At 40.7% G+C, this 16625-nt stretch carries 20 protein-coding genes and 1 pseudogene; 17 read left to right on the top strand and 4 right to left on the bottom strand.

From position 1 onward, the window contains the following. Positions 1-46 precede the first annotated feature (46 nt). The gene (locus GZ78_RS28400; protein WP_081869891.1) at positions 47-289 is read right to left on the bottom strand and encodes a site-specific integrase; all 243 of its coding nucleotides are present in this window, start codon (positions 287-289) and stop codon (positions 47-49) included. Between the two features lie 345 nt (positions 290-634). Here GZ78_RS28400 and GZ78_RS16285 point away from each other — a divergent pair, with 345 nt between their 5' ends. Together GZ78_RS16285 and GZ78_RS16280 are read left to right on the top strand one after the other, a co-directional pair. Further along, positions 635-1288, top strand: coding sequence for a hypothetical protein (locus GZ78_RS16285; RefSeq protein ID WP_034836846.1), 654 nt, complete (start codon positions 635-637; stop codon positions 1286-1288). A gap of 81 nt (positions 1289-1369) precedes the next feature. After that, positions 1370-2323, top strand: a complete 954-nt coding sequence (locus GZ78_RS16280; protein WP_034837992.1) for a hypothetical protein — start codon at positions 1370-1372, stop codon at positions 2321-2323. A gap of 54 nt (positions 2324-2377) precedes the next feature. Here the strand turns inward: GZ78_RS16280 and GZ78_RS16275 are convergent, their stop codons facing one another. Further along, on the bottom strand, positions 2378-2722 hold the full coding sequence (locus GZ78_RS16275) for a hypothetical protein (protein WP_034837989.1): 345 nt from the start codon (positions 2720-2722) through the stop codon (positions 2378-2380). A gap of 495 nt (positions 2723-3217) precedes the next feature. On the opposite strand from GZ78_RS16275, the gene GZ78_RS16270 reads away from it, so the two are divergent. Beyond that, complete coding sequence (locus GZ78_RS16270) at positions 3218-4171, top strand: hypothetical protein (protein WP_034837992.1); 954 nt, start codon at positions 3218-3220, stop codon at positions 4169-4171. Positions 4172-4225: 54 nt separating this feature from the next. Here the strand turns inward: GZ78_RS16270 and GZ78_RS16265 are convergent, their stop codons facing one another. Continuing rightward, positions 4226-4570, bottom strand: coding sequence for a hypothetical protein (locus GZ78_RS16265; RefSeq protein WP_034837989.1), 345 nt, complete (start codon positions 4568-4570; stop codon positions 4226-4228). Between the two features lie 710 nt (positions 4571-5280). Here GZ78_RS16265 and GZ78_RS16260 point away from each other — a divergent pair. The 12 genes from GZ78_RS16260 to GZ78_RS16205 all read left to right on the top strand — a co-directional run bounded on the left by GZ78_RS16260 (position 5281) and on the right by GZ78_RS16205 (position 14588). Continuing rightward, positions 5281-5802: a hypothetical protein gene (locus GZ78_RS16260; protein WP_034837987.1), complete on the top strand. Its 522-nt coding sequence runs from the start codon at positions 5281-5283 to the stop codon at positions 5800-5802. Between the two features lie 151 nt (positions 5803-5953). Beyond that, on the top strand, positions 5954-6940 hold the full coding sequence (locus GZ78_RS16255) for a ParA family protein (RefSeq protein ID WP_034837985.1): 987 nt from the start codon (positions 5954-5956) through the stop codon (positions 6938-6940). Between the two features lie 672 nt (positions 6941-7612). Continuing rightward, positions 7613-8125, top strand: coding sequence for a hypothetical protein (locus GZ78_RS16250; protein ID WP_152558780.1), 513 nt, complete (start codon positions 7613-7615; stop codon positions 8123-8125). Next, positions 8115-8411, top strand: coding sequence for a hypothetical protein (locus tag GZ78_RS27615; RefSeq protein ID WP_051786248.1), 297 nt, complete (start codon positions 8115-8117; stop codon positions 8409-8411). The genes GZ78_RS16250 and GZ78_RS27615 overlap by 11 nt, the downstream gene beginning before the upstream one ends. A gap of 592 nt (positions 8412-9003) precedes the next feature. Next, the gene (locus tag GZ78_RS16240; RefSeq protein ID WP_034837982.1) at positions 9004-9315 is read left to right on the top strand and encodes a type II toxin-antitoxin system RelE/ParE family toxin; all 312 of its coding nucleotides are present in this window, start codon (positions 9004-9006) and stop codon (positions 9313-9315) included. Next, positions 9308-9595: a helix-turn-helix domain-containing protein gene (locus GZ78_RS16235; RefSeq protein ID WP_034837981.1), complete on the top strand. Its 288-nt coding sequence runs from the start codon at positions 9308-9310 to the stop codon at positions 9593-9595. The genes GZ78_RS16240 and GZ78_RS16235 overlap by 8 nt, the downstream gene beginning before the upstream one ends. A gap of 246 nt (positions 9596-9841) precedes the next feature. Further along, on the top strand, positions 9842-10348 hold the full coding sequence (locus tag GZ78_RS16230; protein WP_034837979.1) for a hypothetical protein: 507 nt from the start codon (positions 9842-9844) through the stop codon (positions 10346-10348). Positions 10349-10464: 116 nt separating this feature from the next. Continuing rightward, the gene (locus GZ78_RS16225; protein WP_034837978.1) at positions 10465-10932 is read left to right on the top strand and encodes a DUF3291 domain-containing protein; all 468 of its coding nucleotides are present in this window, start codon (positions 10465-10467) and stop codon (positions 10930-10932) included. Between the two features lie 153 nt (positions 10933-11085). After that, positions 11086-11499, top strand: coding sequence for a hypothetical protein (locus GZ78_RS30010; RefSeq protein WP_201772725.1), 414 nt, complete (start codon positions 11086-11088; stop codon positions 11497-11499). Between the two features lie 88 nt (positions 11500-11587). Further along, complete coding sequence (locus GZ78_RS16215) at positions 11588-12562, top strand: IS30 family transposase (protein WP_034831994.1); 975 nt, start codon at positions 11588-11590, stop codon at positions 12560-12562. Between the two features lie 128 nt (positions 12563-12690). Beyond that, complete coding sequence (locus GZ78_RS16210; RefSeq protein ID WP_034838525.1) at positions 12691-13578, top strand: Kiwa anti-phage protein KwaB-like domain-containing protein; 888 nt, start codon at positions 12691-12693, stop codon at positions 13576-13578. A gap of 620 nt (positions 13579-14198) precedes the next feature. Next, positions 14199-14588 carry a lysozyme inhibitor LprI family protein gene (locus GZ78_RS16205; protein ID WP_034837976.1) on the top strand — a complete coding sequence of 130 codons (390 nt, stop codon included), beginning with the start codon at positions 14199-14201 and terminating at the stop codon, positions 14586-14588. Positions 14589-14915: 327 nt separating this feature from the next. Here the strand turns inward: GZ78_RS16205 and GZ78_RS16200 are convergent, their stop codons facing one another. After that, positions 14916-15308 carry a hypothetical protein gene (locus GZ78_RS16200; protein ID WP_034837975.1) on the bottom strand — a complete coding sequence of 131 codons (393 nt, stop codon included), beginning with the start codon at positions 15306-15308 and terminating at the stop codon, positions 14916-14918. Positions 15309-15566: 258 nt separating this feature from the next. Here GZ78_RS16200 and GZ78_RS16195 point away from each other — a divergent pair, with 258 nt between their 5' ends. Next, positions 15567-16202: a hypothetical protein gene (locus GZ78_RS16195; protein ID WP_152558779.1), complete on the top strand. Its 636-nt coding sequence runs from the start codon at positions 15567-15569 to the stop codon at positions 16200-16202. After that, positions 16177-16625 (top strand): annotated as a pseudogene (locus GZ78_RS16190) (DDE-type integrase/transposase/recombinase); the annotation flags it as partial. The gene GZ78_RS16195 and the pseudogene GZ78_RS16190, both read left to right, overlap by 26 nt.

Genomic DNA, 16625 nt, shown 5'->3' with positions numbered 1-16625 from the left:
TCTCTGGCGGTAGCGTGCCTATTTGTAAATCTCTTTTATCAACCTTTCAACAAAAATGGGTAGAGCTCGATAGATTTAATGGCTTATGGAAGTCCAGCGCAACCCGACGCTGAACGGCAAGATAAGTCAAAAATTGCCTGACATGATCAGGCCCTAAATCCTGAGGATGCTTCATATGGTTATAGCGAATGAAGTACTTGATCCAATAACAATACGACTGTTCAGTGTTATAGCTATAGCGCTTCACTCTCAAGGTGTTACGTACTTCAGTCATAAAAGGAGAAGGCATGACAAATCCAGAAACTGTTATTTTGTACAGTATTATTGAAGAAAATGCTAAAAATACAAATAACTCACACGCAGCCTATTCAGGGCAGTAGCTAAAATGGCTTATAGCCTATTGAAAATTAATGACTTTTCGACACACTGAAAAGTTGGGATATATCTCAAGTGAGTGAATTACCCCTGATTTGGGGGGATATGCTGCGTGCGCGCGTAATATCCAATATTACTCGTTTGAGTTTTAATAGCTGTTAGGCTCAAAGCTCCTCCTATGAAGATAGTAACGGTGCGCTTTATGAAATTTAAATCTCTAGAGTGATAAGTACATTTTTTATTCTGTAACAGATAATACATGAGTTACGTCAAAGCTTATTCATCAAAAAAGAAAAATATCATAGATTTTCTATGGATGTTCTCATTAGCAATAATCACTAACTTTGGTTCTATCTCCACATGGTACCGTGATACGAATAACCCTACGCAAGAATATGTTTATATAATTTTGTCAGTCATATTTGGTTTGATTTCATTGATTTTTATCTATGCTGCATTTCTAGCTTTTGTGAAAGTTTTCAAAAGCCAGTCAAACTGGTTTATAATAGTTAATTCTAAAAAAATAAAATTAAAAACACCTGAGTCTGAATATAAACTATCCTTCTCGTATAAAACATCTGATATTATAAGGATCGAGCGAGATGAGGTAAATAACGGTGGGGATGGTTTAGATGTTTACTGGTATATATACATAAAGAATAATTCTAAAGTTGAGAAAATAAAACTTAATGTCAAACCTTTTGTTATTGAAAATGTTGTCCATCAAATAAAGAAATTAAACTTAGACAATATTGAATTCATAAGCAAAGACTTTAAAGGGAATATCACCACTTGGAATTTAACATTACTTGATAGAATAAAAATGAAACTGAGTTTCATAATAGGCATTGCAATCTTAGGCAGCTTTATTCTTCCAGCGTTTCAATATTACTATTTAATACTATACAATTAGAGCCTAACAAGTGCAGGCAAAAGGGACGCCTCACTGCGTTCGCCGCCCCTGCTGCAAGCGTTATATTCACCAGAGAGATTTATGCAATTTGATAAGTTTGTATTTCTTCCAAAATTAGAAGACACATATCCTTTATATGTGAGAAATATAGTTAATGAAATGTCCAATACAGTAAAATTTCCTAGTTTTGATGGAAGTAAAGGTCTTTGGATAATGTCTGATTATGGTGGAGAGCATAAAGGTGCAGGATTTAATACATATAGCTTTCTAATTTGCTGCCATGATAAAACGCCAGTTTACAGAGATGAGTGTAAAAAAATCAGAGAAAAACACTCACTCAATACCCCTTTTAAAGAGTTTAATTATAAAGATTTAGATTCTCAACGAGTAAAAGCATCTCTTGATGACTTTCTTAAAATTGCTGACTCTTATTTGCATGGTGTATTAGTTACAGTTTCTGTAGATAAAAATATACCTTCTTTGTTTGGTAATACAAAGAGAGAAGGTCAAAGATTTATACAGAAGCAATTAAAGGATAGCGGTCTTGGAGAATGGAAAGGTGAAATAGCAGAAAAATTAATGCGAATATGTCACCCTATTGCTTTATATCTATCCCTGCTTCGAAGTAAAACAGAAAAATTCATGTGGCTTAGTGACAATGATGCAATTAATGCAGACGGTAAAAAAAGATCCTTTGAAGACACAAGGAATATTTTTACTCGGGTGCTTGCAATGTATACAAAAGATCCCTTTGAAATCTACGGCTTTGCTAAATCGTTCAAAGATGATCCATATACAAATGATATCTTGAGTCTTACTGATTTTGCAGCAGGTGCTATCCAAGATATATTGAGCTCTAAAGTTAAAAACATTGATAAATCAATAAGCAAAGAGCAAGAAAAAATATTTAGCTGGTTAGGAAATGATAGTAATTTCCTTATGAAACATCACTTCATCTTCACCAAAAGTAAAACTGACTTGTGGGATGTGGGGAAGGTGAATATAACAAATGCTTCCAGTTCGTTCCGGGGCTAAAGCCCCTCCACCCGACGCCGCCGTCGGCGGCGCGGCTGAAGCAGGCGTTATGCCTTAATCCAAACTTCGAAAATAACACTCGGATATGTAACCTAAAGCCATACCGCCTAAAGTAATAAGCCCCCCATATACTACAGGCACTTTATAACCGTGTTCATCTAAGAACTGTCTTCCATCTTCCGTTTTACTAACGTATATGGATCGCATGATATAAACTGTCCCCCCAATAAAACCGAAGGTATATACCAAAAAATGATCATCGCTTTGATGTTGCTGGCTTTCCTCTATCTTATTTTCAAGTCCATGAGCAATTAATATAAAAGTTATTAAAATTAAAAATACTATAACCTTCATCTGACATGTGCTCGTTTTTAAGTTGAAAGCTTCGAGTATAGGCATAACAAATGGTTCCAAAGGACTCTTACTGCGTTCGAGCCTTTGAACCAAGGGTTATGCGCCGTATGAGATTTTGTGGTTTGCTCCAGGGATCAGAGTGAATGATGTTTCGGGTTTGAAAGTTTAAACCAAGCTGGCGTGATGGTTCAGTGCTAAATTTCTATCTCAGCATCGTGCAATGCCAGCACAGAGTTTTGAACTTAGCTGTCGGCGAGGTCTGGTGTGAGTGATGGGGCGCTGAAGCTGTAAATGGTTTCTCATAAACGTCAAATTTCGAGTTTTCAGGGTTGGTGGTCATTTTTTTGTAGTACGCGCCACCCCTCCTCAANGAAACTGAGTTTCATAATAGGCATTGCAATCTTAGGCAGCTTTATTCTTCCAGCGTTTCAATATTACTATTTAATACTATACAATTAGAGCCTAACAAGTGCAGGCAAAAGGGACGCCTCACTGCGTTCGCCGCCCCTGCTGCAAGCGTTATATTCACCAGAGAGATTTATGCAATTTGATAAGTTTGTATTTCTTCCAAAATTAGAAGACACATATCCTTTATATGTGAGAAATATAGTTAATGAAATGTCCAATACAGTAAAATTTCCTAGTTTTGATGGAAGTAAAGGTCTTTGGATAATGTCTGATTATGGTGGAGAGCATAAAGGTGCAGGATTTAATACATATAGCTTTCTAATTTGCTGCCATGATAAAACGCCAGTTTACAGAGATGAGTGTAAAAAAATCAGAGAAAAACACTCACTCAATACCCCTTTTAAAGAGTTTAATTATAAAGATTTAGATTCTCAACGAGTAAAAGCATCTCTTGATGACTTTCTTAAAATTGCTGACTCTTATTTGCATGGTGTATTAGTTACAGTTTCTGTAGATAAAAATATACCTTCTTTGTTTGGTAATACAAAGAGAGAAGGTCAAAGATTTATACAGAAGCAATTAAAGGATAGCGGTCTTGGAGAATGGAAAGGTGAAATAGCAGAAAAATTAATGCGAATATGTCACCCTATTGCTTTATATCTATCCCTGCTTCGAAGTAAAACAGAAAAATTCATGTGGCTTAGTGACAATGATGCAATTAATGCAGACGGTAAAAAAAGATCCTTTGAAGACACAAGGAATATTTTTACTCGGGTGCTTGCAATGTATACAAAAGATCCCTTTGAAATCTACGGCTTTGCTAAATCGTTCAAAGATGATCCATATACAAATGATATCTTGAGTCTTACTGATTTTGCAGCAGGTGCTATCCAAGATATATTGAGCTCTAAAGTTAAAAACATTGATAAATCAATAAGCAAAGAGCAAGAAAAAATATTTAGCTGGTTAGGAAATGATAGTAATTTCCTTATGAAACATCACTTCATCTTCACCAAAAGTAAAACTGACTTGTGGGATGTGGGGAAGGTGAATATAACAAATGCTTCCAGTTCGTTCCGGGGCTAAAGCCCCTCCACCCGACGCCGCCGTCGGCGGCGCGGCTGAAGCAGGCGTTATGCCTTAATCCAAACTTCGAAAATAACACTCGGATATGTAACCTAAAGCCATACCGCCTAAAGTAATAAGCCCCCCATATACTACAGGCACTTTATAACCGTGTTCATCTAAGAACTGTCTTCCATCTTCCGTTTTACTAACGTATATGGATCGCATGATATAAACTGTCCCCCCAATAAAACCGAAGGTATATACCAAAAAATGATCATCGCTTTGATGTTGCTGGCTTTCCTCTATCTTATTTTCAAGTCCATGAGCAATTAATATAAAAGTTATTAAAATTAAAAATACTATAACCTTCATCTGACATGTGCTCGTTTTTAAGTTGAAAGCTTCGAGTATAGGCATAACAAATGGTTCCAAAGGACTCTTACTGCGTTCGAGCCTTTGAACCAAGGGTTATGCGCCGTATGAGATTTTGTGGTTTGCTCCAGGGATCAGAGTGAATGATGTTTCGGGTTTGAAAGTTTAAACCAAGCTGGCGTGATGGTTCAGTGCTAAATTTCTATCTCAGCATCGTGCAATGCCAGCACAGAGTTTTGAACTTAGCTGTCGGCGAGGTCTGGTGTGAGTGATGGGGCGCTGAAGCTGTAAATGGTTTCTCATAAACGTCAAATTTCGAGTTTTCAGGGTTGGTGGTCATTTTTTTGTAGTACGCGCCACCCCTCCTCAAGTAGTTTTGTGCGTTTTGCGAGCATTGTTCAGTGCAAAGCTGGCAATCAGCTTGGGTAATTGCTCAGTGCAACGCCAGACCAGATATTTTGGTTTGGTGCTATTGGTGGTTTAGAGCCAAAAGCAGAAAGGTTCTGCGCCGTCTCAGAGTTCGTGCCAGTAACAAAAAGCGGAGCAAACAGTAGGCGCATAACAAATGCTTCAAGTTCGGTCGCTTCGCTCCCCCGACGCCGCCTGCGGCGGCGCGGCTTAAGCAGGCGTTATGCGCTGCCAAAACCTAAACTTCCTCAAATCTGAAAGTCCTTAAAAGCTGATATCTGTCAAATATTTTTGGGGAAAATACAGGGATGATAGAAAGCTCTGAACAAATGAATAAAGGATAAATAATGTTCGAGTTGGTTGATTTAGAGGAAGTAAGAGATGAAATGATCTCTGAAATTCAAAGTGACATTGATCAGGGTAAACTTTACATTTCTGAGCGTTTAAACGGATCAGGAGCTGAAATTTATCCTGAGTTACTTTTAGATGCAGCAAAAGAAGGTGATATCGAGTCTTTCACATCTGCTTTGGGTATGAACTTTTTCAATTCTACATATCTCAGAAAAAAGCCTCGGGGTGGTTTTTCTTCTGTTAAAATGCCCCACAATGCAAATGCAACACTATGTGAAGGCGAATTTAATAGGTTTTATATCAGGGCAGTTTGTCAAAAAGCGATATCTCAAGATCAACAATTCATTACAGTGTATCGAGCCAGAAGTTCCAGCAATCCACGTATTGAATCTATACGATTAGAAAACCAACAATTCCAAGCACTTCCGTTGCTTCAGGACTTACAAGAAAGCATCGGAGTTGATTCTGCTCTTGGTTTGCCTCCTGGTCCCAATTCTGGCATGAGCATCAAGCTGTAAGCGCATAACAAATGGTTCCAGTTCGTGGCTTCGCCACCCGACGCCGCCTGCGGCGGCGCGGCTGAACCAGGCGTTATACGGCTAAACAAAATTGTGTATATAAAAGCTGGTATAGTAATGCTTCGCATCAATCTTCAATTATGGAGTATTAATGAAGATAGTAAGTATTTTCAACAATAAGGGTGGTGTTGGTAAAACAACCTATATGTACCACATAGCGCACTTGCTCGAAAAACAAGGAAAATCTGTTCTTATTGTCGACTTAGACAGTCAGTGTAATTTATCAGCATACTCGTTATCAGATGCTGATTTAGAACGCAGTTGGAGATCAAGAGGCAACAGCATATGGAATGCTATTGAGCAAGTTTATGAAGGTTTGGGTGATGTAAGGAGAAGAAGTCCTTCACTAATCAGAGAAGAATATCCAAACCTGCATATTGTTCCGGGTGATGTTCTACTGAGCAATTATGAAGATTCGCTTGGTGACACATGGAGCAGTGCAAAAGGTGGTAATGCTCCTGCGTTAAGAGTTCAATCTGCAATTTATCGATACATAAAATGGGCTGCTGAAAGAGTCGAAGCGGATGTAGTCATGCTTGATTTAGGACCTAACCTTGGAGCATTGAATAGAGCTGTGCTCGGCGCAAGTGATTATTTCATAGTTCCAATGTCTCCAGATTTGTTCTCAATTAGAGGCACAAAAAATCTCGGGGCAAAGCTGGCTACTTGGCGTCATGAATGGGATCAATGTAATTCAGCATCAACAAGCGATATTGACCTGCCAAGAGGGAAGCCAACATTCCTTGGTTATGTAATGCAACAGCATAACGCAAGAAGAAATTCCGAAGGAATGACAAGAGGCTGGTCTATTTTTGGTAGCAGAATTGAGTCTGCTGTTAAGGAAAACATCATTGATGTTCTTGAACCTTTAGGGCAGGTTCACAGCTGGGGCGATAACAACTGGAATATAGGGAAAATACCAAACCTTCATAGTTTGGTTCCATATTCGCTCGAAGCTAAAAAGCCTGTTTTTGACTGCACATCAAGAGATGGCTTGAACGGTGCTCATATCACAACAGCGAGAAATTCTTCTCAGCACTTCGATCCTATTGTCCAGAAAATGCTACAGGTGCTATAGCCGTATAACAAATGGTTCCAAGGGACGCCGCCTGCGGCGGCGCCCCTGAACCAGGCGTTAAGTGGCAGGGTGCATAGATTGGTTAGTAATATGAAAGTGTCGTACAAGTAGAAAGAAGAAGGTGTGTACCATCTGGCGATCAAGATCAGGTGTATTATCCTTCTTGCAATGCCAGCGCAAGCAGTATGCTGTTTCTCAATTTTGGGCGGAGCTGGCAAGAGGTTTCAGGTTTTCTTTCCTTGTGCCACGACAGCACAGAGTTCGGAGTCCTTCAGTTCTGAGCAATAGACAACCATTTACAAGTGCTTTGCTTTTTTTTCTCCTCAGTGACTCTGAATCAGTGCTCAGCAAAAAACAGAAAATAGATTAATCTGCTGGCGGTGAGGTCAGGTGCCAAAAATATCAATGGAGTCTCGCCAGCCCAACCATCGTAGCGGCCAGGGCCACTTAACAAGTGCAGGCAAAAGGGACGCCTCACTGTGTTCGCCGCCCCTGCTGCAAGCGTTANAGCGACTGCCAGGCCAGAATTTTGAACAACATTGCCAGTCCGGTTGTAGTACTGGAATTGACGGCAGTGACGGCCTCGGAGGCTATCGCTTTCGAAAAGCCATCGCCGCCATTGGCCGAGGTGAAGACCCGGTATCTCAGGGTATTGAACGAACTGTTCAGGGAATGGTCAAAATTTCCTATGAACATTTCCCTGAAGAGACTCAGAAAGTACTCAATGGGTTGACAGCTTCCGGGGAAGCAGTAGATGCTGTCGTTGATTTTGCTGATAAAGCTACGGGAAGAGCAGTTAGCAAAAAGTGGATTAGTCTGGATCAAGCGACAAGGGATGAACTGGCGGGATATGGCAAGATATTTTCGGTCGCTGTGCCTGCCGCAAAAGTGCGGAAGTTAACTGATTTTAGTAAAAAGCAATTCACTCCATCCCAAGAACGAGCTATTCGAGGTCTTGAAGAACAGATAGCTAAGCATGAGAAAAAACTGAAAGATTTTAAAGCAAATCCTGATAAATATGACAACAAAGAGTTCTTGAAAAATGCTGAACCTGAATTGAGAGAGAAAATAATAAAATCAAGAGTTAGAAGTCTTGAAAAACAGATAGAAACATTCAATAGAGATGTTGAAGCTATCAAAAAGGGCGATAAAGACGTTCTGGAGCGTTCAAGAAATGGAAATTAAAAAGCAGGCTCTTTTCGAAGTTATAGAGTTATTACAGAAAAATATAGATGAAAATTTACCTGAAGTGATCAATGTTGAGATTGAAGATTTTTACTGGGAAATTTCAGAAGAAGATTTATATAATCCCGTTTCTACACCAGAAGAGCTTACCTTAGGACAATTATCGGAAGACTGGAGTGAGCTCTCAAGACTAATGGATGACAGCAATTTTCCAATTTCTTATGATTTGAGGAGATTATCAGCAATATTGCTGATTTTAAGGAAATATAGCATTGGAGTCTGGTAGCATGTACAGCTAACAAATGGTTCCAAGGGACGCCGCCTACGGTGGCGCCCCTGAACCAGGCGTTAAGTGGCAGGGTGCATAGATTGGTTAGTAATATGAAAGTGTCGTACAAGTAGAAAGAAGAAGGTGTGTACCATCTGGCGATCAAGATCAGGTGTATTATCCTTCTTGCAATGCCAGCGCAAGCAGTATGCTGTTTCTCAATTTTGGGCGGAGCTGGCAAGAGGTTTCAGGTTTTCTTTCCTTGTGCCACGACAGCACAGAGTTCGGAGTCCTTCAGTTCTGAGCAATAGACAACCATTTACAAGTGCTTTGCTTTTTTTTCTCCTCAGTGACTCTGAATCAGTGCTCAGCAAAAAACAGAAAATAGATTAATCTGCTGGCGGTGAGGTCAGGTGCCAAAAATATCAATGGAGTCTCGCCAGCCCAACCATCGTAGCGGCCAGGGCCACTTAACAAGTGCAGGCAAAAGGGACGCCTCACTGTGTTCGCCGCCCCTGCTGCAGGCGTTATGCCCCAATACAAATCATCAGCATAATCAATGAGATAGCCAGATTTGACAAAATACGGCAATGCCGTATACTTGTAATCTATGATTTTTATTGAAACAAGCAAATTTACCAAGCTGCTTTCTGATTATTTATCGGATGATGAGTACAGGATGTTGCAATGGCACCTACAGGAAAAGCCTGAATCTGGTGATATTGTTCGTGGTAGTGGCGGTGTCCGAAAGGTGCGTTGGGCTCCTGAAGGAAAAGGTAAAAGCGGTGGTGTTCGAGTAATTTACTACTGGAAGAAGAGTGACTACGAAATCTGGATGCTCACAATTTACAGTAAATCAGAGCAAGCCACTATTCCAAGTCACATTCTAAAGAAAATTGCGGAGGCTATCGAAAATGAGTGAACGAGATATCGGTCAGGAAATTCTGGATGGTATTGAAGAAATAAAGGCTTTTAAGTCCGGTGAAGGCAAACTTAAAACCTCTATCCTTTCAGAGCCATCACCAGCTAAAGAAATCAGAAAAAAATTACAGCTTTCTCAGTCAGCGTTTGCAGGCTTCATGGGAGTCAGCATAAGAACCATACAAGATTGGGAGCAAGGCCGCCGAACCCCGCAAGGTCCTGCAAAAGCACTGCTAAGAATCGCAGAACAATGCCCGGAAGTTTTTCAAGAGCTGCGATAATCCAAGCAGGGGCATAACAAATGGTTCCAGTTCGTTCCGGGGCTTCGCCCCTCCACCCGACGCCGCCGTCGGCGGCGGCGCGGCTGAACCAGGCGTTATGTTGCTAACAACGGAGTTCAAAATACAAACCTTAAATCTCTTTCTCTTATTAAACCTGAAAGGTTTTAGAACTAGAAGACAGACGGTACATATCCTTATTCAACATCTTGTTTTTTAATGTAAAAATAACAGATTTAAGGTGATGTAATGAACAGTTATATTGAAGAAGAAAATGTTTCTACATTCTCCATAGCAGCGTATGTTCATAGCAAAAAAGGAACTATAAGAGTTGAAAATGAAGAATTAGCTTTTATCCGTTTGCGAAACAAGCAATTCATGCTGCAAGTATCTAATAAAGAACTGTTCATTAATATTAATCATCGCGTATTTGTATGTAGTCGCAATGGTAAACACTTTGATAAATCCGATATCCTCAATATAAACAATTCAAGTTCACATTTAGGCTGTTTATCTAACTGTGTAGTAAAGGACACTGATCAAGAAAACCTTAAATTAGTGTATTTTACTACAAACTTACGATTCGATGAGTTGATTATATTAAGGCATTTCGAAGTTTCATTGCTTAACCTCTGCTCAAAAGCAGAAAAAGTTATCAAAAGTCTTGAAGATTCAGATTTTATTGCTTTTACCGATGAAGATTTAGCGTCCATGAATGAGCAAGATGAATCTGTGGAGCAGAACACCGCAACATAACAAATGGTTCCAGTTCGTGGCTTCGCCACCCGACGCCGCCTGCGGCGGCGCGGCTGAACCAGGCGTTATACGGCTCAAATACATCCAGTCAGTCTTCAACAAAAACAATTATATTTATGAATCATTTCCATCTTGCACAAATAAACATCGCTCAAGCCAGAGACTCAATGGAATCCGAGACAATGAAAGGGTTTGTCGATCGTCTTGATGAGATAAATGCTTTAGCTGATAAATCCCCAGGATTCGTGTGGAGGTTGCAAACAGAAGAAGGTGATGCAACGTCTATCCAAGCCTTTGAAGACCCTAACCTCATTGTGAATATGAGTGTTTGGGAAAGTATTGAGACACTGAAACACTATGTCTATAAAACAGCTCACGTTGAGCTAATCCGTGACCGTGACGCATGGTTCAGCAAAATTAAGACAGTTCACCAAACACTATGGTGGGTTCCTGCTGGGCACATACCAACCGTTTCCGAAGGCAAGGAAAAATTGGCAATATTGCAAAGCAATGGCCCAAGCCAACAAGCATTCACATTTGCCAAACCATTTCCACAACCAAACACTGAGCATACCGCCGTATAACAAGAGCTTCGTGTTCGTCGCTTCGCTCCTGGGACGCCTCCGGCGCCCCACAAGCTGGCGTTAGCTGCAAGGAGAAAAACAAAGCATCAGAGTAAACATCAAGTTACATTAATATGTATTTTATAATCTATAGATTTAAAAATAGGAGCTGGTATGTTTAGTTGGCTCGCAAAACTGTTATTAACAAGCACTGCAATAGCACCTGTCGGTTTCACTTACGCTTGGGTTGCCTGGTTTGCTGATGAAAAGACTTTTGCTGCATTAGCTGTAAGCGTATCTTTATTTCTTGTTCTGCTTTGCATTTGGCTATTAAGGTATGCAAAAAACTCACTTGAAAGAATAGATTTTAGTGTCTCTACCGTAGAAGCTGCTGACCGAGAAAATATGGGGTTTTTAATTTTATATTTACTCCCATTGTTCACTGCTAGTTTTGACACTCTAAATTGGGAGGTCTGGCTTCCCACACTTGTTATCTTCGCAATAATTACTAGTACAGGGTATAGCTATCATTTTAACCCTCTCTTAGGTGTAATGCGTTGGCATTTTTATAAAGTAAGGCTGGATTAATACAATAAGTGCAATCGACTGATATTTCAGATGTGAGCCAGCTGCTGGTACATTCTGTAGCTCTCACACTCAGAAATGGAAGTCAGGAATGAATACACAAACCAAACTATACAAGCAACTGACTCAGGGGCAACGATACCAGATCGAAGCTCTTCTTGGGACAGGTCTTACGCAGAAAGAGATTGCAGAGAGAATTGGCACCAGTGCAGGCACCTTATCTCGGGAGCTTCAACGCAATACTGATGGCAACGGTTATTGTGCCGAGACAGCTCACAGTATGGCTATTCATCGTAGAGTGTCAGCCAGAAAATACAGTAAAGTCGATGAACGACAAATGCCGATTATAGAAAATGGTCTGCTGCTTGGCTGGTCACCTGAGAACATCAGCTGCAGGATGAAAATCGAGATCCCTGAAATCACCTTGAGCCATACCACTATTTACGCTCGTATCGCTGATAACAAGGCCAGCGGAGGCACACTGTACAAGAAGCTGCCTCGTTTTGGAAAGAGACGCTGCAAGGGCGGTAAACGCAAGGCGGGACGTTCCCTGATACCCAATCGCGTTGATATTACTGAACGTCCTGAGGTTGTAGATCTTCGGTCTCGCCTGGGAGACTGGGAAGGTGACACGGTATTTGGACAGGACGCTCACCTGGTGACATTGGTTGACCGAAAAAGCCGCTTCACACTGATTGATAAAGTGGACAACAAGCAAGCAGAAACGGTTGCAGATAGCATGATTAAATTGCTGGGACGGGTATCATCTGTTTGCACCATCACACTGGATAACGGGGGTGAGTTTGCCGCTCATGAAAAGGTAGCTAAAGCAGTGAGTGCTGATGTATTTTTTGCCAAGCCTTATGCCAGTTACCAGAGAGGAACGAACGAGAATACTAATGGCATCATCCGTCGAACCTGGCCTAAGAAAATGGCTCTCGGGGGGCTGACAGCAGCAGAGATTCGAGAAGCTGAATTGTTAATCAATACCATGCCGAGAAAAGTATTAGGTGGGCGAACTCCGCTCGAAGTCTACACCGGGGAGTCGCTTGCACTTATTGCTTGAATCCAGCAGTACACCTGAGGGTGTTACATATGTATTAATCACAAAAAAAGAGCTGAGGCGTGCAAGCCAGCCTTTGGTAGTATCACAATTAACTGAATATATCGTTTTAGACACTGAGGATTAAAGTGGTGACAGGACAGCAAAATTATTTTGCGTTAGTGAAGGACGGAAATGGAAATCCTGAAGTAAAAAGGATTCGAGTTAACCAAACCTTACAAAATGAAATAGCGAGAGTATTCGCTAGCCAAAAGACTTCATTTGAAAGTGGCATTGACACAGAAATTGACTTCAATGGTGATTGGAAACCTGATCAAAATGAAGTGTTAGTAATTGATGGATTAGCAGAGTCAGCATTGATGGTAAATGCTATTAATGCAAATGCATCTTCTTTCTCTGACCTGAATATATCCAATTTCTCTAGCGAGCCAATTAAAGCTATTTTTACTGGCACTATCAATAACGGAAATACGTCAGTACTGGTTCAAAAATTTTCATCTAGGCAAGCTCTTTCCTTAAATGAACTTCCAATTATCAAAATGCAAACAGGAAACACATTTGTAAAATCAACGGATGAAATATTCACCCTTGATAATAAGCTTGTTGCAACAATTGAGAATAATACAACAAAGTTCAAAAGCTTTCACAATGCTAGAATGGTTTTCGACCTCTCAGCCCAGTATGTTGAAGCAACCGATGAAGACCTTGAGGATATTACACAACATGCATCTATAGAAGTTGCAGATGCCGATGTATTTATCCAAGAGGCTGATACTCAGGTTAGGAAAATGGTGCATACAATCTCAAGTACAGGAGTATTAGAGAATTACACGGTTACTGAAATTTCTAATGCTGCCAGCAATTTTCCGAGCGTGACTCTCAATGTCAGCAATGGAAAGATTGTCATACCAACAGAGAAACGAGAACTAAAAGAAGTGCTTCACTTTTTGCTCGAAGATATCTACAAAGGACCCCTAACTGGCAGTGACTACCTTACAAATTCAAAGAGAAGCTTGTAGCAAGCAGCAGCTAACAAATCAATCCAGCCGACCGCCTTCGGCGGCGGCTGATTGAGGCGTTATGCGCCGTAATAAATTTTGTCGTTTACCTCAGGATTCAGAGTGAATGATGTCTTGGGTTTGAAAGTTTAAACCAAGCTGGCGTGATGGTTCAATGCTAAATCTCTATCTCAGCATCGTGCAATGCCAGCACTGAGTTTTGAACTTGGCTGTCGGCAAGGTCTGGTGTGAGTGACGGGGCGCTGAAGCTGTAAATGGTTTCTCATAAACGTCAAATTTCGAGTTTTCAGCGTTGGTGGTCATTTTTTTGTAGTACGCGCCACCCCTCCTCAAACAGTTTTGTGCGTTTTGCGAGCATTGCTCAGTGCAAAGCTGGCAATCAGCTTGGGTAATTGTTTTGTGCAACACCAGCCCAGATATTTTGGTTTGGTGCTATTGGTGGTTTAGAGCCAAAAGCAGATAGGTTCTGTGCCGTCTCAAAGTTCGTGCCAGTAACAAAAAGCGGAGCAAACAGCAGGCGCATAACAAATGCTTCAAGTTCGGTCGCTTCGCTCCCCCGACGCCGCCTGCGGCGGCGCGGCTTAAGCAGGCGTTAGCCCTCAACCAAGCTTAAGAGTCAGATGAAATTTATATTGTTACTTTTTCTTGTATTAATCTCGGGATTTTCATTAGCAGAAAGTCGCGATGAGTGTTCTGATGGTTCCACTTTAGAAATGGTCAACTGCGTAAAAAACAAGCAATTAAAAATTAATAGTGAAATTGATAATATCGTTGAGTATGTTGAGAGGAGATTTAAATATCCAAAGCCAATATCAGAAATCTTATTGGCGCAAAGGCTATGGGAAGTATACACAGAAGCTCAATGTAGATCTCAAGTATCTTTGCGCGGGCTTTCTGGAGGTATGCAGTATCAAAGATGCTTATATCAAAAAGCGTTGGCCAGAAAAGCCGAGCTTGTCAAGCAAACATGTTACGAATTTCAGCAAAATAGCTGTCCAGCAATCCAATAGCCAAAACATGTGCCTTCTGCCTGGGCTAACAAGTGCAGGCAAAAGGGATGGCTCACTGCGTTCGCCACCCCTGCTGCAAGCGTTATGCGACATTGAGTCGTATATGTAAGCTGTTATGCGCTAAAGATCAGCAATTCCCGATCAACGTAAAACCCCTTGATTTTAGAGGGTTGTAGGCAAGTTTTGTATTGTGTGATTCGCAAACTTATTTGCCCAATATTTGTTCATTACCCCTCCAAGTTCATGGAGATCGCTCTCTGCAAGGGTTGTAGAGACCTCTCAAAGCAGGCTGATAAACATACAATCAAGTTCAGCGGGAATTGCTGGCTAAAGATAGTCCTCAAGTCTAAACAAAATTACATCGTCGGGAATATTGTTGACATCATAATATGATTCAAACAGAGTATTAATAACTGTTTGCAGAGCAATAATTGTATTTTCATAACCTAGATGTAAAAATAAATCATAAACAGCAATAAAATTATCTTCATCTAGAAATATTCTATCAAGAATTAACAGCTTAAGAGGGTTATTAGTTATTTCTTCTATTCGAAACACATAATTGGCAATCAAGGCCAGTTCAGAACTTAAACCAGCAACAGCTCTTATAAATAAATTTCTTGCAATTATAGTTGCTCTGTTAATATCTCTAGTTTGATAGTTTTGGCTATATGATGATTCAGATAAAAGAATAAGAATTGTTAATGCGAATATTTTCATAAGCAAAGTGAAGAACGGTTTCGGCAGCCAATGTTATGGGTGGTTTTGTGCTGTTCTTTTAGCCACTATCTGGTATGCTACAAATAGAAAATCAAGCTGTATTTTCTCAATTCGCATCAATATAGTCTAAACCAAGGCGCATAACAAATGCTAGTCTTCTCCAATATGAAATGAGCCTAAAGGAGCCTCTTATTTCCAATATGAAATGAGCCTCACGCCTTTAGGTCTTTCGTCCATGATTAGTGGATGAAAATCATTATGAATACGAGGCTCATTAAGACCCTTCAGCAGGTTCGAGAATTACTCGAACAGGCACCAGTAATAGAACCAGGCTGGGAGTCGAAAGACGAGTGTTATCAATGGATTGAAGAGATTTTAAGGCACTTCCGATATCGAACTCTTCTCCGTCCAGATAAAGGGCTTATCAAGCGCTACCTGACAGTCGCTACAGGCTACTCAAGGACTCAAATCACCCGCCTTATCAACACTTACCTTGCTGAAGGCCATTTAAGGCGAAAACAGCGCACGATCAATGGTTTCAGTAGCCAGTACACCAAAGCCGACATAAGACTTCTGGCTGCTACAGATCGCCTCCACAACGGCCTTAATGGTGCGGCTATCAAGAGGCTCTGTGAACGGGCTTATGAACAGGGTGATCAGAAGTATAAACGACTGAAGGGTATCTCTGTCTCGCACATATACAACCTGAGAAAGTCAAAGACATACCGAAACATCCGAACGCCTAAAGACGTCACCAGGCCGACAAATAGGGCAATTGGCGTGCGACAAAAGCCCAGACCAGAAGGACAACCGGGGTTCATACGCATCGATACGGTTCATCAGGGTGATCAAGACAGAGTAAAAAGGTGTGTACCATATCAACGCTGTCGATGAGGTCACACAATATCAAGTGGTTTGCTCTGTTGAGAAGATCAGCGAGACATTTCTGATTCCTGTTCTGGAAGAGCTGTTGGCCGCATTCCTCTTTAAATTAAGGGGTTTTCACTCAGATAACGGATCTGAATACATCAATGGTCGTGTATCTGAATTACTTGAAAAACTTCGTATAAATTTCACAAAATCAAGAGTAAGAAGAACAAACGACAATGCTCTTGTAGAAAGCAAAAACGGAGCAATCATAAGAAAGATGCTTGGTTACGCTCATATTCCTCAAGAGTATGCGACAGAAATCAATGAGTTTAACAGAAACCATCTCACCCCTTACCTGAATTTTCATCGTCCATGTTTTTTTGCGGAAACAGAAATAGATGCAAAGGGAAAAGAAAGAAAAAAGTATCGCTATGAAAACATGATGAC

It is taken from the genome of Endozoicomonas numazuensis (assembly GCF_000722635.1).
Classification (GTDB): domain Bacteria; phylum Pseudomonadota; class Gammaproteobacteria; order Pseudomonadales; family Endozoicomonadaceae; genus Endozoicomonas_A; species Endozoicomonas_A numazuensis.
Note: the sequence above shows the minus strand (reverse complement) of the source record. Positions and strands in the feature narration are given on the sequence as shown.